The sequence below is a fragment of the Subtercola boreus genome, from assembly GCF_003399625.1.
GTDB lineage: Bacteria > Actinomycetota > Actinomycetes > Actinomycetales > Microbacteriaceae > Subtercola > Subtercola boreus_C.
Map to the genome: position 1 here is coordinate 1 of NZ_NBXA01000022.1, position 17,824 is coordinate 17,824.

General features: G+C 67.9%; 17 protein-coding genes. 4 read left to right on the plus strand and 13 right to left on the minus strand.

Annotated elements, in window-relative coordinates; genetic code table 11:
- On the minus strand, positions 1–362 hold a 362-nt coding region (locus B7R21_RS10830), incomplete at its 3' end, for a hypothetical protein (RefSeq protein WP_147305871.1).
- 103 nt (positions 363–465) lie between these two features.
- Here B7R21_RS10830 and B7R21_RS10835 point away from each other — a divergent pair.
- Positions 466–1,182: an AzlC family ABC transporter permease gene (locus B7R21_RS10835; RefSeq protein ID WP_116283280.1), complete on the plus strand. Its 717-nt coding sequence runs from the start codon at positions 466–468 to the stop codon at positions 1,180–1,182.
- Positions 1,179–1,484 (plus strand): AzlD domain-containing protein, encoded by a 306-nt coding sequence (locus B7R21_RS10840; protein WP_116283281.1) that lies wholly within the window; start codon positions 1,179–1,181, stop codon positions 1,482–1,484. The genes B7R21_RS10835 and B7R21_RS10840 overlap by 4 nt, the downstream gene beginning before the upstream one ends.
- Here the strand turns inward: B7R21_RS10840 and B7R21_RS10845 are convergent.
- The 7 genes from B7R21_RS10845 to B7R21_RS10870 all read right to left on the minus strand — a co-directional run bounded on the left by B7R21_RS10845 (position 1,481) and on the right by B7R21_RS10870 (position 8,767).
- On the minus strand, positions 1,481–2,512 hold the full coding sequence (locus B7R21_RS10845; protein ID WP_116283282.1) for a D-isomer specific 2-hydroxyacid dehydrogenase family protein: 1,032 nt from the start codon (positions 2,510–2,512) through the stop codon (positions 1,481–1,483). The genes B7R21_RS10840 and B7R21_RS10845 overlap by 4 nt on opposite strands.
- Positions 2,513–2,542: 30 nt before the next feature.
- The gene (locus tag B7R21_RS10850) at positions 2,543–3,355 is read right to left on the minus strand and encodes an ATP-binding cassette domain-containing protein (protein WP_116283283.1); all 813 of its coding nucleotides are present in this window, start codon (positions 3,353–3,355) and stop codon (positions 2,543–2,545) included.
- Positions 3,356–3,390: 35 nt separating this feature from the next.
- Complete coding sequence (gene dnaG, locus B7R21_RS10855; RefSeq protein WP_116283284.1) at positions 3,391–5,373, minus strand: DNA primase; 1,983 nt, start codon at positions 5,371–5,373, stop codon at positions 3,391–3,393.
- 4 nt (positions 5,374–5,377) lie between these two features.
- Entirely contained in the window at positions 5,378–6,655 is a 1,278-nt protein-coding gene (locus B7R21_RS10860) for a deoxyguanosinetriphosphate triphosphohydrolase (RefSeq protein WP_172592150.1), read from the minus strand.
- 10 nt (positions 6,656–6,665) lie between these two features.
- Positions 6,666–7,859 (minus strand): tRNA dihydrouridine synthase DusB, encoded by a 1,194-nt coding sequence (dusB, locus tag B7R21_RS10865; protein ID WP_116283286.1) that lies wholly within the window; start codon positions 7,857–7,859, stop codon positions 6,666–6,668.
- Between the two features lie 63 nt (positions 7,860–7,922).
- On the minus strand, positions 7,923–8,078 hold the full coding sequence (locus B7R21_RS20105; protein ID WP_172592132.1) for a hypothetical protein: 156 nt from the start codon (positions 8,076–8,078) through the stop codon (positions 7,923–7,925).
- Positions 8,075–8,767 (minus strand): DsbA family oxidoreductase, encoded by a 693-nt coding sequence (locus B7R21_RS10870; protein ID WP_116283287.1) that lies wholly within the window; start codon positions 8,765–8,767, stop codon positions 8,075–8,077. Before B7R21_RS10870 ends, B7R21_RS20105 begins: the two co-directional genes overlap by 4 nt.
- 58 nt (positions 8,768–8,825) lie before the next feature.
- Between B7R21_RS10870 and B7R21_RS10875 the strand changes: the two genes are divergently transcribed.
- Positions 8,826–9,344, plus strand: a complete 519-nt coding sequence (locus tag B7R21_RS10875; RefSeq protein ID WP_116283288.1) for an aminoacyl-tRNA deacylase — start codon at positions 8,826–8,828, stop codon at positions 9,342–9,344.
- A gap of 27 nt (positions 9,345–9,371) precedes the next feature.
- On the opposite strand, the gene B7R21_RS10880 is transcribed toward B7R21_RS10875, so the two are convergent.
- The 5 genes from B7R21_RS10880 to B7R21_RS10900 all read right to left on the minus strand — a co-directional run bounded on the left by B7R21_RS10880 (position 9,372) and on the right by B7R21_RS10900 (position 16,808).
- Positions 9,372–10,178 (minus strand): isoprenyl transferase, encoded by an 807-nt coding sequence (locus tag B7R21_RS10880; protein ID WP_116283289.1) that lies wholly within the window; start codon positions 10,176–10,178, stop codon positions 9,372–9,374.
- Positions 10,175–11,014 carry a DNA repair protein RecO gene (gene recO, locus B7R21_RS10885; protein ID WP_116283290.1) on the minus strand — a complete coding sequence of 280 codons (840 nt, stop codon included), beginning with the start codon at positions 11,012–11,014 and terminating at the stop codon, positions 10,175–10,177. The genes B7R21_RS10880 and recO overlap by 4 nt, the downstream gene beginning before the upstream one ends.
- 56 nt (positions 11,015–11,070) lie before the next feature.
- The gene (gene leuA, locus B7R21_RS10890; RefSeq protein ID WP_116283291.1) at positions 11,071–12,837 is read right to left on the minus strand and encodes a 2-isopropylmalate synthase; all 1,767 of its coding nucleotides are present in this window, start codon (positions 12,835–12,837) and stop codon (positions 11,071–11,073) included.
- 141 nt (positions 12,838–12,978) lie between these two features.
- Positions 12,979–15,498 carry a bifunctional lysylphosphatidylglycerol flippase/synthetase MprF gene (locus B7R21_RS10895; RefSeq protein WP_116283292.1) on the minus strand — a complete coding sequence of 840 codons (2,520 nt, stop codon included), beginning with the start codon at positions 15,496–15,498 and terminating at the stop codon, positions 12,979–12,981.
- Complete coding sequence (locus B7R21_RS10900) at positions 15,495–16,808, minus strand: alpha/beta hydrolase (protein WP_116283293.1); 1,314 nt, start codon at positions 16,806–16,808, stop codon at positions 15,495–15,497. Before B7R21_RS10900 ends, B7R21_RS10895 begins: the two co-directional genes overlap by 4 nt.
- Before the next feature lie 117 nt (positions 16,809–16,925).
- Between B7R21_RS10900 and B7R21_RS10905 the strand changes: the two genes are divergently transcribed.
- Positions 16,926–17,813, plus strand: a complete 888-nt coding sequence (locus tag B7R21_RS10905; protein WP_116283294.1) for a TIGR01777 family oxidoreductase — start codon at positions 16,926–16,928, stop codon at positions 17,811–17,813.
- Positions 17,814–17,824: the final 11 nt, after the last annotated feature.

Genomic DNA, 17,824 nt, shown 5'->3' on the forward strand with positions numbered 1-17,824 from the left:
GTCGTATGCGTGCGGGTGGCGAGCCGAAGGCGATCCTGAACCGTCCGCTTCGACGCCTGCGTCACCGACTCCAGAAACAGTTGCACTGACCGGAACCCGTGAGACTTCGACAACCCCTCATCGCCGTGTTCGGCAGCAGACAAAGCCGCCACCTCCCCCGCCATCCGCACACGCAAGCCATCCACGATCCGGCCTAGTGACTCGACCTCCGCAGTCGCGGCCATGACGTCGTCGTCGGCAAGCCCGCAGGGCGCGGCAGCCCCAACCCCAGACCCAGGCAGCACGCCCAACCCCTGCAGCGCATCCACCAAACCATGCATCACCGAAGCGATGTCAAAGGAGGAGGCGGCTGGCTGGTTCATACAAACAGTCAAACACCAACCACTGACATTCCCTCAATAAGACTGCGACAAGCTGCAGCCGAAGCAAAAACAGTTCCTGAAAGTTTTCGGCGACAATGAAGCAATGACTCCGACCCCCGAGACGAGCGGCGCCGCACGCGCCAGCCTCGCCGTCGGTCTCGCCACGGCCGCCTACGGAATCTCGTTCGGAGCGCTGGCCACCGCCGCCGGCCTCGATGTCTGGCAGACCTGTTTCCTGAGCCTCGTAATGTTCACAGGCGGCTCGCAGTTCGCCCTCGTCGGCGTCATCGCGTCGGGAGGTGTCGCCGCCGGACCTTCGGCCATCGCCAGCGCAGCCCTGCTCGGCTCGCGCAACGTCATCTATGCGCTGCGAATGTCGCCCGTGGTCGGATCGGGTTGGATGAAACGAATTGCAGCCGCCCACCTGACGATCGATGAGTCCGTGGCCGTTTCGACCGCCCAGTCGACGCCGGCCGCGCAACGCATCGGGTTCTGGCTGACGGGGCTCCTCGTCTTCGTCGGCTGGAATCTCACCACTCTCGTGGGCGCTCTCATCGGTAACCTGATCGGTGACGTCAGCGCCTACGGGCTGGATGCCGCCGCGGCTGCGGCCTTCCTCGGGCTGCTCTGGCCCCGCCTGAAACACCTCCAAGCCCAGGCCGTCGCCGTGGTCGCCGCCGTCGCCGCGGCACTCCTGACACCGGTGGTCGCCCCAGGGGTCCCGGTGATCGTCGCGGCGACCGTCGCGGTCGTCTTCGGGCTGACCGACTGGCTGGGCCCACGCACTACACGAGACACAGAAGGAGCCCCGCTCGCGTGACGCTCTGGCAGATCCTCATTCTCGCGTCGATCGCGTGTTTCGCTCTCAAGCTCACCGGCTACGTGATCCCGCCGGCGCTCCTCACACGACCGACGCCAGCCCGTGTGGCCAATCTGCTCACCGTTGCGCTCCTGGCGGGTCTGATTGCTGTGCAGACGCTCGGCCAGGGGCAGTCGTTGGTTCTGGATGCTCGTGTGCCGGCCATCCTCGCAGCCGCTGGCCTCTACGCCCTGAAGGTGCCCTTCATCGTCGTCGTCGCCGTGGCGGCGCTGGTGGCGGCGGGCATCCGGCTGGTGACCTAGTAGCCGGCCTCCGGATCCACGACCCCGGCGAATCTGCCGTCACCGAGGAACGCCGCCACATTCTGTTCCAGCCGCGCCGCGAGGAGCGGAGCGGTCATCTCGGGGGTGTCCGCGCTGTGCGGCGTGACGATCACGTTCGACGCCGACCAGAGCGGGTGGCCGTCGGGCAGCGGCTCTGGGTCGGTGACGTCGACGCCCGCGCCGGCGATCTCGCCGGATTCGAGGGCAGCGACCAGCGCGTCCGTGTCGATGAGGCCGCCGCGGGCGATGTTGACGAGATACGCGGTCTTCTTCATCAGAGTGAGCTGTCGCTCCCCGATCAGGTGCCGGGTGCCCGACGTCATGGCGGCGGCCACGAACACCACGTCTGCTTCGGCGAGCACCTCATCGAGGGCATCCGAAGCCACGGTGCGATCGGCTCCGGGCAGTGGATCGGCGCTCCGACGCACGACCGTGGTCGTGACGTCGAACGGCGCGAGGAGGCGGAGCATCTCGACGGCGATACCACCCGCACCGATGATGACGACGTGGCGGCCGTACAGCGAGTCCCCCGTGGACTCGCCCCAGGATGTCGCGCGCACCCGCTCGGGAATGCGGCGCATGAGCGCCAGTGCGAGCATCAGCGCGTGCTCGGCGACAGGCTGGGCGTAGGCGCCTTTGGCGCTCGTCCAGAGCAGGTGCGGCCGGTTGTGGCTCTTCAGAACATCGGCGAACGCGTCGACTCCAGCCCACGGAAGCTGCACCCACTGCACCTGGGGGTTCGCATCGAGGGCCGCCCCGAGATCGTTCGCCGAGCTGGAGGTGAGCCAGACGATGCCGCGGGTGGCCTCGGAGAGCTCGCTCACCTCTCCCCCGGCGGCGGTCACGGCGTCGACGAAGAGGGCACCGGGCTTCGGGAGGATCGCGATGGGCCCCGGGATGGGCCGGAGCTCGGTGCTCACGGGCACGACATCGACGGAGAGCACAGCACGGTGCTGGCCGGCGTTCGGCCCTGCGACGTCGGGCTGGTCGTAACGGGAGGTGCTCATGGAGGCCTTTCGGGCGGATCCGGCGGGCGCCTAGCGTTCCGTCGTACCCATTGTCTTCGCCAGGCTGGCGACGTACGGATGCCTCGGATCGGAGAGCACCTCGTCCATGGTACCGACGCCGACGACCACGCCTTCGTGCAGCACGACGATCCTGTCCACCGATCGCCGCAGCACCTCCAGGTCATGGCTCACGATCAGGGCGGTCGCGCCGCGCTCCCGCTGCATGGCGACGATCACGTCGATGATGGGGCCCCGGATCGAGACATCCACACCCGCCGTGGGCTCGTCGGCCACGAGGAACACGGGATCCAGGATGAGCGAACGCGCGATCGCGACGCGCTGGCGTTGGCCGTTCGACAGCTCGTGCGGGAGCTTCCGGGCTGTTCCGTTCGGCAGCAGCAGGGCATCCAGAAGCGTCGCGACCTTCAGGCTGGCGGACTTCTCGTCAAAACGTTTGTCGCGGGAGAAGATCGGCTCGGCAACGAGCTCGGCGACGGTCAGGTTGGGAGCGAAGTCGTTGCCCGAGCTCTGCGGAAGATAACCGACGCCGAAGGTCAGCCGATTGAACTTGCGACCGCGCACGCCCTTGCGGAGGTCGAATCCGAGAACCCGGAACTCCCCGCCGGTCACCCGGGGGTTGACGGCCCGCGACTTGGCTCCGGCCAGCCCCGACGCGACGAGGCCGAAAGTGGACTTGCCCGACCCGCTCGACCCGACCAGCCCGATGATCTCACCGGGTTCGATGCGGAGACTGACTCCGCGAACGGCGGTGTGGACAGCGCTGACGCTGTGGGCGGGGTACTCGATCGTCACATCGGACGCGAGCAGAACGGGCTCACTCATGACTGCGAGCTTAACTGTTCTGCCTCGAAGGAGCGTCAGTCTGCGTGGATGGCGCGCCGCTCCGCTTCCAGTTGCATCAGTTCGCGCTGCAAGGATCGATACGCGTCGGGGTCGACGGACTGCTCCGTGCGCTGCAGCCGCCCGAGTACCTCTTCTTTTCGCCGCACGAGGTGTCGTTCGATGAGCGAGGAGGTGACGCGCCGGAGATAGACGTCGAGTTCACGCTCCGGCCGCTCCGGAACCGGAGCGACGGCGAGCTGCTCGACGAGCGTGACGTAGGGCGCCCCGACGCTTTCCACGATGGTGGCGACCCAGTCGGGCCGTTCGTAGTCGTCGATGGATGCCGCGATCGCACTCCGCACGGCCGCGAGCGACTGGTCGCTGAAGCCGACGACGGATGCCCGGGCCAGCAGTTCACGGCCCACGACCTTCGGGTACTGCAGCATCGCCATCAGGGCATCGCGTTCGAGACGCACAGCCGTCGTGCTGGGAAGCTGGGTGAGCGACACCTGTTGCACCGGAGGCGCTTCCTGCTGGGGCTGCTGGGACCGCTGACCGAGCTCCTGCCGACCGGCCACCTGAGGAGATTGCTGCTGCGGCTGGGATCGTTGCTGCTGGGGTTGCTGCTGCTGGGGTTGCTGCTGCCTCTGTTCAGGCCGACGACCCTGTTGCGGTTGTCCGCCCTGCGACCCTGCCTCACGGCGCCGGGCACTCTCCACGGCACTCTTGACCTCCGCGAGGTCCACCCCGAGCATCCCGGCGAGCTCCCGCGTGTAGCCCGGCCGGAGCGCGGGGTCACGGATGTCGGAGACGATCGGTGCCGCATCCCGGAGGCCGGCCGCCCGGCCCTCGACCGTGTTGAGGTCGTAGTTCGACAGCTTCTGCCTGATCGCGAACTCGAACATGGGCTTCTTCGACGTGATGAGCCTTCGCACCGCGTCATCTCCGCGGCCCAGGCGGAGATCGCAGGGGTCGAGCCCGTCGGGCGCCACGGCCACGTAGGTCTGCGCCTCGAAACGCTGCTCCTCGCTGAAGGCGCGGAGTGCTGCCTTCTGCCCTGCGGCGTCGGGGTCGAAGGTGAAGACCACTTCGCCGAGCCCGACGGTGTCGTCGCCCAGGATGCGCCGGATGATCTTGATGTGTTCGACACCGAAGGCCGTTCCGCAGGTGGCCACCGCGGTCGTCACCCCGGCGAGATGGCAGGCCATGACGTCGGTGTAGCCCTCGACCACCACGACCTGCCGCGCGCGGGAGATGTCGCGCTTGGCCAGATCCAGACCGTAGAGCACCTGTGACTTGTGGTAGACCGGCGTCTCGGGGGTGTTGAGGTATTTGGGGCCCTTGTCGTCGTCGTACAGCCGCCGGGCGCCGAAGCCGACGGTCTGGCCGGTCTGGTCGCGGATCGGCCACACCAGCCGGCCGCGGAAACGATCGTAGCACCCACGGTCGCCCGAGCTGGTGAGACCGGCGAGCGAGAGTTCCTCGGCGGTGTAGCCGCGGGAACGGAGGTGTTTGCCGAGGTTGTCCCAGCCCTGAGGGGCGTACCCGACACCGAAGCGTTCGGCAGCGGCAGCGTCGAACCCGCGTTCCCCGAGGAACCGCCGGCCGATGTCGGCGCCCTCCGTGACGAGCTGTTCGGTGAACCACTCCCTCGCCGCCTCATTCGCCGCAAGCAGCCTGGCCCGGTTGGTGTGGTCGCTGGCGGAGCCGCCGTCTTCATAGTGCAACTCGAACCCGATGCCGGCAGCGAGCCGCTCGACGGCTTCACTGAACGTGACGTGGTCGATCTTCTGCAGGAAGGTGAAGACGTCTCCGCCCTCACCGCAGCCGAAGCACTTGTAGTAGCCCACCTGCGGCCGTACGTGGAAGCTCGGTGAACGCTCGTCGTGGAAGGGGCAGAGACCCTTCATCGACCCGACACCCGCGCTCTTCAGTGTGACGAATTCGCCCACCACGTCGGCGATGTTGATGCGCGATCGCACCTCGTCGATGTCGGCGCGCCTGATCAGCCCGGCCATGGTGTCACGCCTTCTCGGGGATCGGGGTGACCGCGGTGAGCCGGGTGTGCCAGGTGAGAGCGGACTGGTCGGTGAGGCTCGCGACCTGGTCGACGACGACACGCTTGCGCTCGGCATCGGACCCGGCGGCGGCCCAGTCCGCGGCGAAGGGCGGCTCGAGATGCTGCTCCCCCGACGCCATCAGGGTCTCCGCCAGGTCGACGAGCAGCGCCCGCTGTGCCCGGTAGATGGGCTTCCGCTTGGTGCTCGACATCACGAAGGCTGCCACGATGCCCTTCAGAACCGCGATCTCCGCCGCGACGGAACGGGGAACCACCACGTTGGCGCTGTAGCGGATGAGGCTCGCCGCGGGATACGCCTCGCGAGTGGCCTGCGTGGCGGAACCCGCGAACCGCCCGATCAGCTGGCTTGTCAGGTTCTTGAGCCGGGCCTGGGCTACGCGGCTGCCGTTCCAGTCGTCCATCCAGATGTCGAGGGAGTCGAGCCGGTCGAAGGCCGCGATGAGTTCGGCGTGACTGAACGACCCGCCCACCCAGGAGTGCATGCTCGTGACGAGGGCATCGTGGTCGACCCGGCTGCCGAGAGCCGGCACGTCGACGTAGCCGTTCAGCACCGCATCCTCGAAGTCGTGCACCGAGTAGGCGATGTCGTCGGAGAGATCCATGACCTGGGCCTCGACGCAGAGCACCCCGGCGCGCGCGCCCTGCCTCAACCAGGTGAAGACGGGCACGTCGTCGCTGTAGACGCCGAACTTCTGCCGCCCGCTCGCGTCGGTCACCGCTTCGTCGGCCGACCACGGGTACTTGCAGCTCGCATCGAGGCTCGCGCGGGTCAGGTTCAGCCCGAAGGTCTCGCCTCCCTGCCCGAACACCTTCGGTTCGAGCCTGGTCAGGATGCGGAGGCTCTGCGCGTTGCCCTCGAACCCGCCGATGTCGGCTGCCCACTCGGAGAGCGCACGCTCCCCGTTGTGGCCGAACGGAGGGTGACCGAGGTCGTGGGCGAGGCACGCGGTGTCGACCACGTCGGGATCGAGCCCGAGGCTCGAGGCGAGTTCTCGCCCCACCTGCGCCACCTCGAGGGAGTGCGTGAGCCGGTTGCGCGCGAAGTCGAGGTCGGCCGCCGGGCTCAGCACCTGGGTCTTCGCGGCGAGACGACGGAGAGCCCCTGAGTGCAGCAGGCGAGCGCGATCCCGGGCGAAGTCGCTCCGGCGGCTGTAGTGCTCTTCGGGAAGCGGGCGCTCGGTGTCGACGATGCCGTACCCGCTCGGGGGTTCGACCGACATCACGCGGGCGTCAGCCACCGCTGTGCTCCAGCTCCGCGCCGGCGAGTTGGCGGAGGCCCGGGCTGTCGAGCGTGCGGGAGGCGAGCCAGCCGTCGGGCAGGGTCGGCTTCTTCGGCCGGCCGGCCCGGCCCCGCGGGCCCTCAGCGTCGACACCCGGATACGGCAGATCGGGGTCGAGCATCGCCAGCAGGTCGTCCATCTCGGCGAGCGAGGTGACCATCGCGAGCGACGTTCTGATTTCGTGCCCCACCGGGTAGCCCTTGAAGTACCAGGCGACATGCTTGCGGATGTCGCGGCAGGCGTGCTCCTCGCTGTCGTAGAACTCGGTGAGCAGCACCGTGTGACGGCGGAGCGCCAGAGCGACTTGGCCGAGGGGCGGGTGGGCACGGGCCGCGATGGCCTCCGCCTCGGAGATCTCGCCGTTACGCGCACGGAAGGCCGCTGCGAGGTCGCCGAAGAGCCACGGCCGACCGAGACATCCGCGGCCGACGACCACGCCGTCGCAGCCGGTCTCGTCGACCATACGGAGCGCGTCGTCGGCCGACCAGATGTCTCCGTTGCCGAGCACCGGCACACTCGTGATGGTCTGCTTGAGCTTCGCGATGGCCGACCAGTCAGCCTGGCCCGAGTAGAAGTCGGCAGCCGTGCGGGCGTGCAGGGCGATGGATGCGACACCGGCACCCTCAGCGGCACGCGCGGCTTCGAGGTAGGTGAGGTGGGTGTCGTCGATGCCCTTCCGCATCTTCACCGTCACCGGGATGTCGCCGGCCGCGTCGACCGCGGCTTCGACGATCGAGCGGAAGAGATCGCTCTTCCACGGCAGCGCCGAGCCACCGCCTCGCCGGGTGACCTTGGGCACGGGGCATCCGAAGTTCATGTCGATGTGGTCGGCACGGTCTTCGGCGACCAGCATGGTGACGGCCTCACGCATCACCTTCGGGTCGACGCCATAGAGCTGGATCGACCGAGTCGTCTCGGAGGGATGGTGCGTGATGAGGCGCATCGACTCGGGGGTGCGTTCGACGAGAGCGCGCGACGTGATCATCTCGCTGACGTACAGCCCGGCGCCGTATTCCCGGCAGAGCCGGCGGTAGGCGGTGTTCGTGATTCCCGCCATGGGCGCGAGAACGACCGGCACGTCGAGGGCGATCGGGCCGATGGAGAGTCTCCGCCCGGGGGCGGTGGTGGTTGTTGGTGCGGACATCTCGTCAATTCTCCCAGAGTTTCGAAGGGGCGACGCCGTCCAGGGTGCGACTGTGGAGAAGTGTCAGTTCTGCTCCGGTGTGGAGGAGCTGTTCGCATCCGCCGGCGCGCACACCCCGTCGACGCTGCAGACCATGCCCGCGGGAGTGACCCCACCCAGTAGGGACGTCACCGGGGAGAGGATCTTCACCGCACCGGCCGGAACGCCGTTCCCGGTCACGATGCCACTGCCTTCCGCTCCTCGGTCAGCTGCGTCAGCAATTCGCTGAACGTCGCCGCATCCTGTGCCCCGGAGACTCCGTACTGCTCATCGAACACGAAGAACGGCACACCCTGGATGCCGTAGGCGACGGCCTGCGCCTGGTCGGCCTTCACCCCGGCGAGGTACTCGTTCTCACGGAGCGAGCGTAGGGCGTCCTCACGATCGAGCCCGATCTCGGCGGCCAAGTCGGCCAGATCCTCGTCGCGCCCCACGTGCCGCCCCTCTTCGAAGTACGCCTTCAGCAGGCGTTCCTTCGCTTCGAGCTGCAGGCCGTGCGCCTTCGCGTAGTGGATCAGCTGGTGGGCCTTGACCGTGTTGGTGTGCTGGAGTGCGTCGTAGTCGTAGTGCAGCCCCACGTCGGTGGCGATGCCGGTCACCCGCTCCAGCATCTCGGCAGCCTGCGCAGGGCCGATGCCCTTGTGAGAAGCGAGGAACTCGGTCTCGCTGCCCTGGAAGTCGACGGGCGTGTCGGGTGACAGTTCGAAGGAGTGGTACTCGACCTCGATGTCGGATGCCTCGGCCCCGGCCGCTGCACGATACGAAGCGATGCCGCTCTCGAGCTTCCGCTTGCCGATGTAGCACCACGGGCAGGCGATGTCGCTCCACACGTCGATCTTGATGGGGGCGGTTGTCCGAGAGTCGCTCATATGGAACCCAACGGGCCGGGTGGGAAGGCTATTCCCCGATGCGCGGTTGGATGAAGACATGAACGATGTGACGAACCCGCCCGAAGAGCTCCATCCGCCCACCGGGCGCCAGCGGGTGGAGCAGGATGCCCACCGGTACGGCCTCGCAGTCGAGATCGTCGAGCGACCCGCCGCCGGCAGTCTCGACGAAGCCGCCGCACTGCTCGGGCTCGACCCCTCCGACATCGTCAAGTCGCTCGTGGTGAAGCGGCACGACGGCGACTACCTGTTCGCACTTGTTCCGGGCGACAGGCAGATCAGCTGGTCGAAGCTCCGCACGCTGGTGGGAGTCAACAAGCTCTCGCTGCCCTCCCCCGAGGCAGCCCTTGAGGCCACCGGCTACGAGCGCGGCACCATCACGCCCCTCGGCAGCACGACGGCCCTGCCGGTGTACGCCGACGAACGGATGACCGGCAAACGCATCGCGCTGGGCGCCGGTGAGCACGGCCACTCCCTCTTCGCCGAGGCCGACGCCCTGCTGGCCGCCCTCGGCGCCACGGTCGCCGACATCACAGACCCCCTCAAGCCCCGCGCCTGATCGACAGTCCGCCGAAACGTCAGTCGGTCAGAGGCCGGCGGGGGTGTCGACGGCGCCGCCGAAGCGGCGGGCGCGGCCGGTGTAGTGCTCGATCGCCTGCCAGAGGTCTGCGCGCGTGAAGTCGGGCCAGAGCCGGTCGAGGAAGACCATCTCTGCGTACGCCGACTGCCACAGCATGAAGTTGCTCGTTCGCTGCTCGCCGGAGCTCCGCACGAACAGGTCGACGTCGGGCAGGTCGGGCACGTACAGGTGCTTCTGGATGAGCTTCTCGGAGATGCCCGACGGCTTCAGCCGCCCGGCAGCGACCTCCGCGGCGATCTGCTGCACGGCATCCGTGAGCTCGTTGCGCCCGCCGTAGTTCACGCACATGGTGAGCGTCAGCGTCGAGTTGCCGGCCGTGAGCTGCTCGGCGAACTGCAGCTCGTTGATCACGGAGGCCCAGAGCCGGGGGCGGCGACCCGCCCAGCGCACCCGCACCCCCCACTCGTTCAACTGGTCCCGGCGACGGTGCAGCACCTCCCGGTTGAAACCCATCAGAAACCGCACCTCGTCGGGTGAGCGCTTCCAGTTCTCGGTCGAGAACGCGTACACGCTGAGATGCTTCACACCGATCTGGATGGCGCCCGCGACGACGTCGAGCAGCGCTGCCTCTCCGGCCTTGTGCCCTTCGACCCGGGTGAGTCCGCGGGAGTTGGCCCAGCGACCGTTGCCGTCCATGACGATCGCAACGTGCTTCGGCACCTGCGACACCGGGATCTCGGGCGGATACAGCCCGGTGTAGTCGAGCGGCTTGAACTCGGCGGCCAGCGGTGAGGTCTTGCCTACTCGGCTCATGCGGTCGGGGCTTTCGGTGAGGATGTCAGGGAGGGCAGGGTGGGGAGGCCGGGGAACGAGGATGCCGCGTGACGGGCCAGTTGCGCATCCCGGAGCGTCTTCACCGGTTCGTTCGAGCGGTCGACGTGCTGGAGGGAGCGAAGGCCCCGTTCGAGGTGCCACTGGGCGTAGGCCGCGACGATGCCGCTGGCCTGGGACTTCACCCGGTCTGCGGCGGCATCGGCGAGCATCCAGTCGCCGGAGAGCAGCGCGCTCAGCAGTTCCAGCGTCGAACCGTCGAGCCGGGGAGTGCCGGGAGGTGCGAGTTCGTCACTCACGACGCCGCCGAGCTGCACCACGAACGCCGAGTGCGGGCCGGGGGCTCCCGAGACGGCGCAGTCGAAGAAGCTCGGTGCCCAGCCTGCCATCGAGAGGGCGCGGAGCAGGTAGGAGTCCAGGGTGAGGCTCGAGCCGTGCTCGCCCCGCGAGAGCGACCGGAGGGCGCCGACGAGCAGCAGGTACTGCTGCTGGGTCGCGTCGGCATCAGTGAGTTTGTCGGCCGTCTCGACCATCGCACTGGCGGCCGTGTAACTGCCGTAGTCGGAAGCGATCTCGGCACCGTAGGAGGCGATCGTCACCGCCTGGGTGATCGTGTCGAGCGTACGGCCCTCGAAGAACTGCACGTCGGCGACCATGAACGGTTCGAGCCGGGCACCGAACTTCGACGCGGTGCGTCGCACCCCCTTCGCCACCGCACGGATCTTGCCGTGCTGGCGCGAGAGCATCGTGACGATGCGGTCGGCTTCACCCAGCTTGTGGGTGCGGAGCACGACGACTTCATCACGGTAGAGGGGCACCTGCCAATTATCAGCCCTGCGGCTGACAGTGGTGGGAGGCGCCCCTCAGGGTCGTGCTACGCCGTAGCCAACTGCCGGTCATGCCCGGTGACCCGGATCGCGCGGTTCACTGCACTGACGACCGCCTTCAGCGATGCCGTGGAGATGTCGGCATCGATCCCGACACCCCAGAACGTGATGCCCTCGACCTGGCACTCGACGTAGGCCGCCGCGAGGGCGTCACCGCCGGCGCTGAGTGCGTGCTCCACGTAGTCGAAGACACGTACCTCCACGCCCTCCTGGGCGAGAACGTCGAGGAAGGCGGCGATCGGGCCGTTGCCGGAACCGACGACGCCTCGAACCTCCTCGCCGACCCGCAGGTCGACGGAGAGCGAGGTCTGGCCGCTCAGATCGCTCGACGTGCTCGTTCGCGTGAGCTCGAAACGACCCCACTTGTCTTCGACGCGGGACGAGGGTGCGGGCAGGTACTCGTCCTGGAAGATGTCCCAGATCTGGTCGCTCGTGACCTCGCCGCCGTCGGCATCCGTCTTTGCCTGCACGACGCCGCTGAACTCGATCTGGAGGCGCCGCGGCAGGTCGAGCTTGTGGTCGTTCTTCAGCAGGTAGGCCACGCCGCCCTTGCCCGACTGCGAGTTGACCCGGATGACCGCTTCGTACGAGCGGCCGAGATCCTTCGGGTCGACCGGCAGGTAGGGCACCGCCCAGAGCAGCGAGTCGACCTCCACACCCTTCGAGGCCGCATCGGCCTCCATGGCCTCGAAGCCCTTCTTGATCGCATCCTGGTGGGAGCCGCTGAACGCGGTGTAGACGAGGTCGCCGGCCCACGGATGACGCTCGGCCACCTTCAGCTGGTTGCAGTACTCCACCGTGCGGCGCACTCCGTCGAGGTCGCTGAAGTCGATCTGCGGATCGATGCCCTGGGTGAACATGTTGATACCGAGCGCGACGAGGTCGACGTTGCCGGTGCGCTCCCCGTTGCCGAAGAGGCAGCCCTCGATGCGGTCGGCGCCGGCCAGGTAGCCGAGTTCCGCGGCGGCGACGGCGGTGCCGCGATCGTTGTGCGGGTGCAGCGAGAGGATGACGTTCGAACGATGCACGAGGCGCCGCGACATCCATTCGATCGAATCGGCGTAGACGTTGGGCGTCGACATCTCGACCGTGGCCGGCAGGTTGACGATGACCTTCCGTTCCTCGGTCGGCTCGAACACCTCGATGACCTGGTTCGTGATCTCGAGGGCGAAGTCGAGCTCCGTGCCCGTGTAGCTCTCGGGGCTGTATTCGTAGTAGATCGTCGTGCCCGGGATGGTCGCCTCGTACTGCCTGCAGAGGCGAGCGCCCTCTAGGGCCAGGTCGACGATGCCCTGGCGGTCGCTCCGGAACACGACGTCGCGCTGCAGGATGCTCGTGGAGTTGTAGAGGTGCACGATCGCCTGCTTCGCACCCTCCAGCGACTCGAAGGTACGGGAGATGAGGCTCTCACGCGCCTGGGTGAGCACCTGGATCGTGACGTCGTCGGGAATGGCGTTCTCATCGATCAGGCTGCGCACGAAGTCGAAGTCGGTCTGGCTGGCGCTCGGGAAACCGATCTCGATCTCCTTGTAGCCCATGCGCACGAGCAGGTCGAACATGATGCGCTTGCGCTCGGGGTTCATCGGATCGATGAGGGCCTGGTTGCCGTCCCGGAGATCGACGGCGCACCAGCGAGGCGCCTCGGTGATCGTCTTGGTCGGCCACGTGCGATCGGGCAGCTCGACGGCGAACGTCTCGTTGTACGGGCGGTACTTGTGGATCGGCATCGCCGACGCGTTCTGGGTGTTCTTCATGAGTCTCTCCTGCAGTCTTCGAGGGGTCTGGCCGGGGGCGAAACACACACGCCGGACTCCGCGACGGGGAGGGCCTGGTTAAGACCCGTCGCGGCAGCTAAGAAGCAGGAGACCGAAAGACACGCTCTGAGGCTAGCACTATCAACTGCGGGTGAGGAAGCCGAACGCGTGCCGGGCAGAGAACGTCGGCACATAGGCCCTCGCCAGACTCACGCCGACGACGGGCAGGGCGAGCGGGTCGGCGTAGGCGAGATACAGGGGCACCCGTGCCGGCTTGAACTTCTGTTTGAACGACAGCAGCGACTGGAATCCGTAGACCGGTTCGAGGGCCCGGCCGAGAACGCTCAACAGGGCCTGGGTCGCGTTCTCCTGGCGGGCCGGGTTCGCCGCGTCATCCGGAGCACCCTGGGCGAGCGGCGCCGCGGAGAGACTGACGAAGTCGAGGCCGCCCGCCTTCGCCCCGAGAATGGTCTCAGCGATCAGGAACTCCATCACCCCGTTCACGGAGTCGGGCCGGCGCCGCATGAAGTCGAGCGTCCACCCGCACACCGTGCCGGCACGGTAGCTCGGCAGCCAGCTGGTCACGCCCAGCACGGCACCGTCGGTGTCGACGGCCAGCATCAGCCGCACATCCGGATCGGTCAGTTCGTCGAGGCCTCCGAGGGTGAATCCCATCTCGGGCAGGTCCTTCTCGGCCACCCAGAGTTCGGAGATGTCCCGCACCTGGGCGACCTGGGAGGCACTGAGCTTGGCGAACGACGTCCACTCGGCCGTGATCCCGAGCTTCACGGCCTTGTTGATGGCGGTACGGATGCCCTGCATCTTCTTTCCCTCGAGGCTGAACGAGGCCACCTCGACGACCGCCTCTTCCGCGATCTGCATGAGCGACCAGTGCATCTGCCGGAATTCGGGCGCGAGTTCGCCCGACACCGCGTAGAAGACCGGGGTCCAGCCGTGGTCGGTCGCGAACCGGGCGAAGTCCGCCAGAGCCCCCGCCCGATCATCCGGAGCACAGAGCGGCTCACCGGTCGCGATGGCGATGCCGTTGATCACCCGGTAGGCCACCGCCGGTGCACCCTGCTCCGGGCCACCGAACCAGTAGTGGTGCCCGCTCCAGGTGGCCATCCACGACAGGGAACCGGTCGCCCCGGAGTACAGGAGCGAACGGATGCGCGCACTCGCATTCGCCTCAGAACCGAGCTTCAACCGGCTGATCGACAGCAGGGCCGCGATGACGACGACGATCCAGAAGGCGGGTCCGACCCATTCGTAGAGAAGCCGTGTCGCGTCGCTCGACGGGAACACATCCGCGCGCTCGAGGGTGAGGAATCCGACCGGCATGAACCGCTCGGGCAAGTCGACCGCGAGGTCGCCGAGCGAGACGACCGGGGTGAAGTCGGCCCGGAGCAGCCAGGCCAGGGAGAGGTACACGGCAGCGACCACTCCGAGGGCGACCGACACGACCACGAAGAAACGCGGTGTCGCCCCGGCCGAGAACTCGCTCGGGAAGATGCGGAGGCTCGACACCAGCAGCCCGGCGATGAGAAGCGGCAGCACGATGGAGATGACCACAGAGATGCTGTGCTGGTCGAACTGGCCGTTCGAGAGATCGAAGAACGTGTTCGCACCGATCGCGGGGAACACCCCGTAGTAGGTGAGGCCGAGTACGGCAAAGAAGAGGTTGACGGCGACGGCGAGCCAGAGTGCGACCCGCCGGCCACGCACGATCCCGAGCGCCGAGACGAGGAGCACGACGAGCGGGAGGAGGGTGACGAGCACGGGGCCGACCCCGTCGAGCCGCGCCGCAGCGACCGCGTCGGAGCACAGCTCGCTGTACTGCCCGGACACACAGGCAGACGCGATGTCGGCCTGGTTCGACAGGGTGTCCCGAAACAGCAGGCCGAGGGGCTGCAACGGTCCGAAACCGTTCGGCGAGACGATGGTGATGAGGGGGCCGACGGCCGTGATCGCCACGAGGGACGCAAGGAGCGAACGGAGCTCGCGGTGGCTGCTGCGGGTGACGCGGCGGGCCGCCGGGCCATCCCGTCGTCGCCGGAGGAACATGCCGAACAGCAGACCGACCACGGCCGCCAGAAGTCGGTAGAGGTCGGAGGGCAACCCGGAGTAGAGCACGAACATCAGAAGCGCTGCGAAGCCGAGAACCCGGATACGGCGCCGCAGCAGAGGGCCGGCGAAGGCGCTGGCCGCCAGGATCGCTCCCACCACCGGGATCAGCGGATCGATCGTGGCCATCGAGCGCACCTGCTCGGCCGCGATCACCTGCAGCCAGATGCCGAGGCCCTGTAGAGCCAGGCCGAGGGCGCTCGCCACAACGGCCACGGTCAGATAGACCACGACGGTGCGCCAGGTGCCGAGCAGTCGTTCTGCCGCGCCGAGCACGATGAGGATGATCGGCACCAGCACGACGATGTGCAGGGCCCGCGCGGCGAAGAGCACGCTCGTGATCCCCGCGAACCAGTGGTGCTGGCTGACGACCTGGTCGAAACTCAACGAGAGGAGGCTCTCGAAGAGACGCCCGAGAGAGGCCCGGAACACCATCTGCAGGATGCCCACCACGATCGCGACTCCCGCGATCACCCAGGTGAACGGGATCGACTGGGCCCACCGCGCGACCGAGGCGAGCCAGGGCCGAAGCGTCACGGGGCGAGCCCCCAGTGCGACGCCAGCAGGCCGACGCCGCGGGCGAAGGAATACGTGGCTGTCGTGTAGTCGTGGCCGCTCCCCGGTGCCACGAACGAGGTGGTGGTCATCCCGGCCGCCTGGGCCGCGGCGGCGACGGTGAGCTGGGTGGCGAGGAACTCCGGGTCGTTCTCGCCGACGGCGAAGACCGCGTAACTCCCGGTGTACGGTGTGTGTTCCCGAAGAATAGTCAGGGGCTGGGCAGCTGTGTAGGCCGACACGCTCCCGGCGAACCCGGAGTCGATGGTCTCCTGCGGCGTGCTCCCGTTGGTGGGTACCAGTTCGCCGGAGATGTCGAGGAGGGCACCGAAGAGCTCCGGATGCTCGGCTCCCAGCTGGATCGCGCAGGTTCCCCCTTCGGAGAAGCCGGCGATCGCCCACGTCTCCGGTGCGGCGCTGGCGGGCAGGTGTGCGGTGATCCAGGCCACCACGTCGACACTCAGGTAGGTGGCCGCGTTTCCGAGGGCACCGTCGACGCACATCGGATTGTTCTCGGGGGCGCCGAGCTGGTCGGGGCTCACCACGATCGGGGCGAGACCGTTGTGCGTTTTCGCGAACGCGTCGAGCGACTCCGTGAGGTGACCGGAGACCAGCGGATCGGCCGGGGCGCCCGGTTGGCCCGAGAGGGCGATGACGACAGGAAGCGCCGGCGGATGCGCCACGAGTGCAGCGGGTGGCAGGTAGACGAGGCCGTCGCGGGCGTGGAATCCCGAGACGGTGCCGGGGATCCGCACGCTGGAGGTCGAGCCTGCGGCCGGGAGGTCAGCTGGTGGCTGCCAGCTGGTGTACAGCGGGTCGGCGAAGGCGACGGCCTCCCCCAGCACCGGAAGGGACGACGCGTCGTAGGGGCTCACGCCGGCCAGGGACTGGATCGTGGGATACGTTCCGATGTCGATGTTGACACTCATCGCACCCGCAGCGAGAAACACGACCGCGCCAAGAGCGCCGAGCAGTTTTCGGCGGAGGCGCCCGGCCACCACGGAACAGAGCCCGAGCGCGACACCGGCAACCGCAGCCGCGATCCAGGCACGGGTGACGAGGGAGAACGACACGCCGAAGAGGTTCAGCACGTCATCCGTGAACCAGGTGAGGAGGGCCCCTGCCACAGCGCCCACGACCATCACGATGAGGCAGACGGTGACCCAGCGACCGCGGATCCAGGTCGCGTTCGGCCGCGCAACCACCAGCACCAGTGCCAGCAGCAGAGCGACCGCGTAGAGCACCCACACCACGGGTCCGTCGACGATGCTTGCGCTCCCGAAAGAACCCATGCAGCAACCTCGATCTGTGTTTCCAGCCCCCCGCAGCCCCGGTGGGGACGCCGACGCCCAGTGTGCTGGGCCTTTCTGAATGTAGTCTGTAGAGACCGAACCGGAAGGCCGTGACACATGGACATCCTCATCTCCGGTGGGTCGGGGTTCATCGGCACCGAGCTCACCAGGCAGCTCCGCCAGAGCGGGCACGAGGTGGTGCGGCTTGTGCGGCACCCGACTCGGAACGCCGACGAACGCATGTGGGACCCGGATGCGCTCTGGCTGAACCCCGAGGCCGTCGAACGCGCCGACGCGGTGATCAACCTGTCGGGCGCATCCATCTCCCGTCTCCCGTGGACGCTGGCGTACAAGCGCGTCATCCTCGAATCCCGGGTCAACGCCACCTCAACGCTCGCCACTGCGATCACCCGGGCCGAGAAGCCGCCGACGGTGTTCCTCAGCGGGTCGGCTGTGGGGTACTACGGCGACCGTCCCGGCGAGGTGCTCACCGAGCAGAGCCCGATCGGATCGGGGTTCCTGCCGAAGGTCGTCGATGCCTGGGAACGTGCCTCCCAGGTTGCCGCACCTGTCACGCGCGTGGTGAACTTCCGCACGGGCGTTGTGCTCGGAGCCGGCGGACTGACGAACACGCTGAAGCTCATCGCCCGCCTCGGCGGTGCAGGGCCGCTCGGATCGGGAACCCAGCACTGGCCCTGGATCAGCCTGCACGACGAAGCCGCCGGCATTCGCCACCTGCTCGACTCCACCCTGAGCGGACCGGTGAATCTCGCCGCGCCCCAGCCGGCGACCGCAGCCGAGGTCATGAGGACGATCGCCGAGCAGGTGCACCGGCCGTACTGGCTGCCCGCGCCGGCGTGGGCGATAAAGGGCATCCTGGCCGATGCAGGCAGGGAGCTCATCCTGAGCGATCAGAACGAGTCGTCGGAACTGATCGTCTCCGACGGTTTCGCCTTCACCGACACCGACCTCGGTGAGACGGTGGCGAAGGCGCTGGCCGGCTGAGCCCGGCGGGC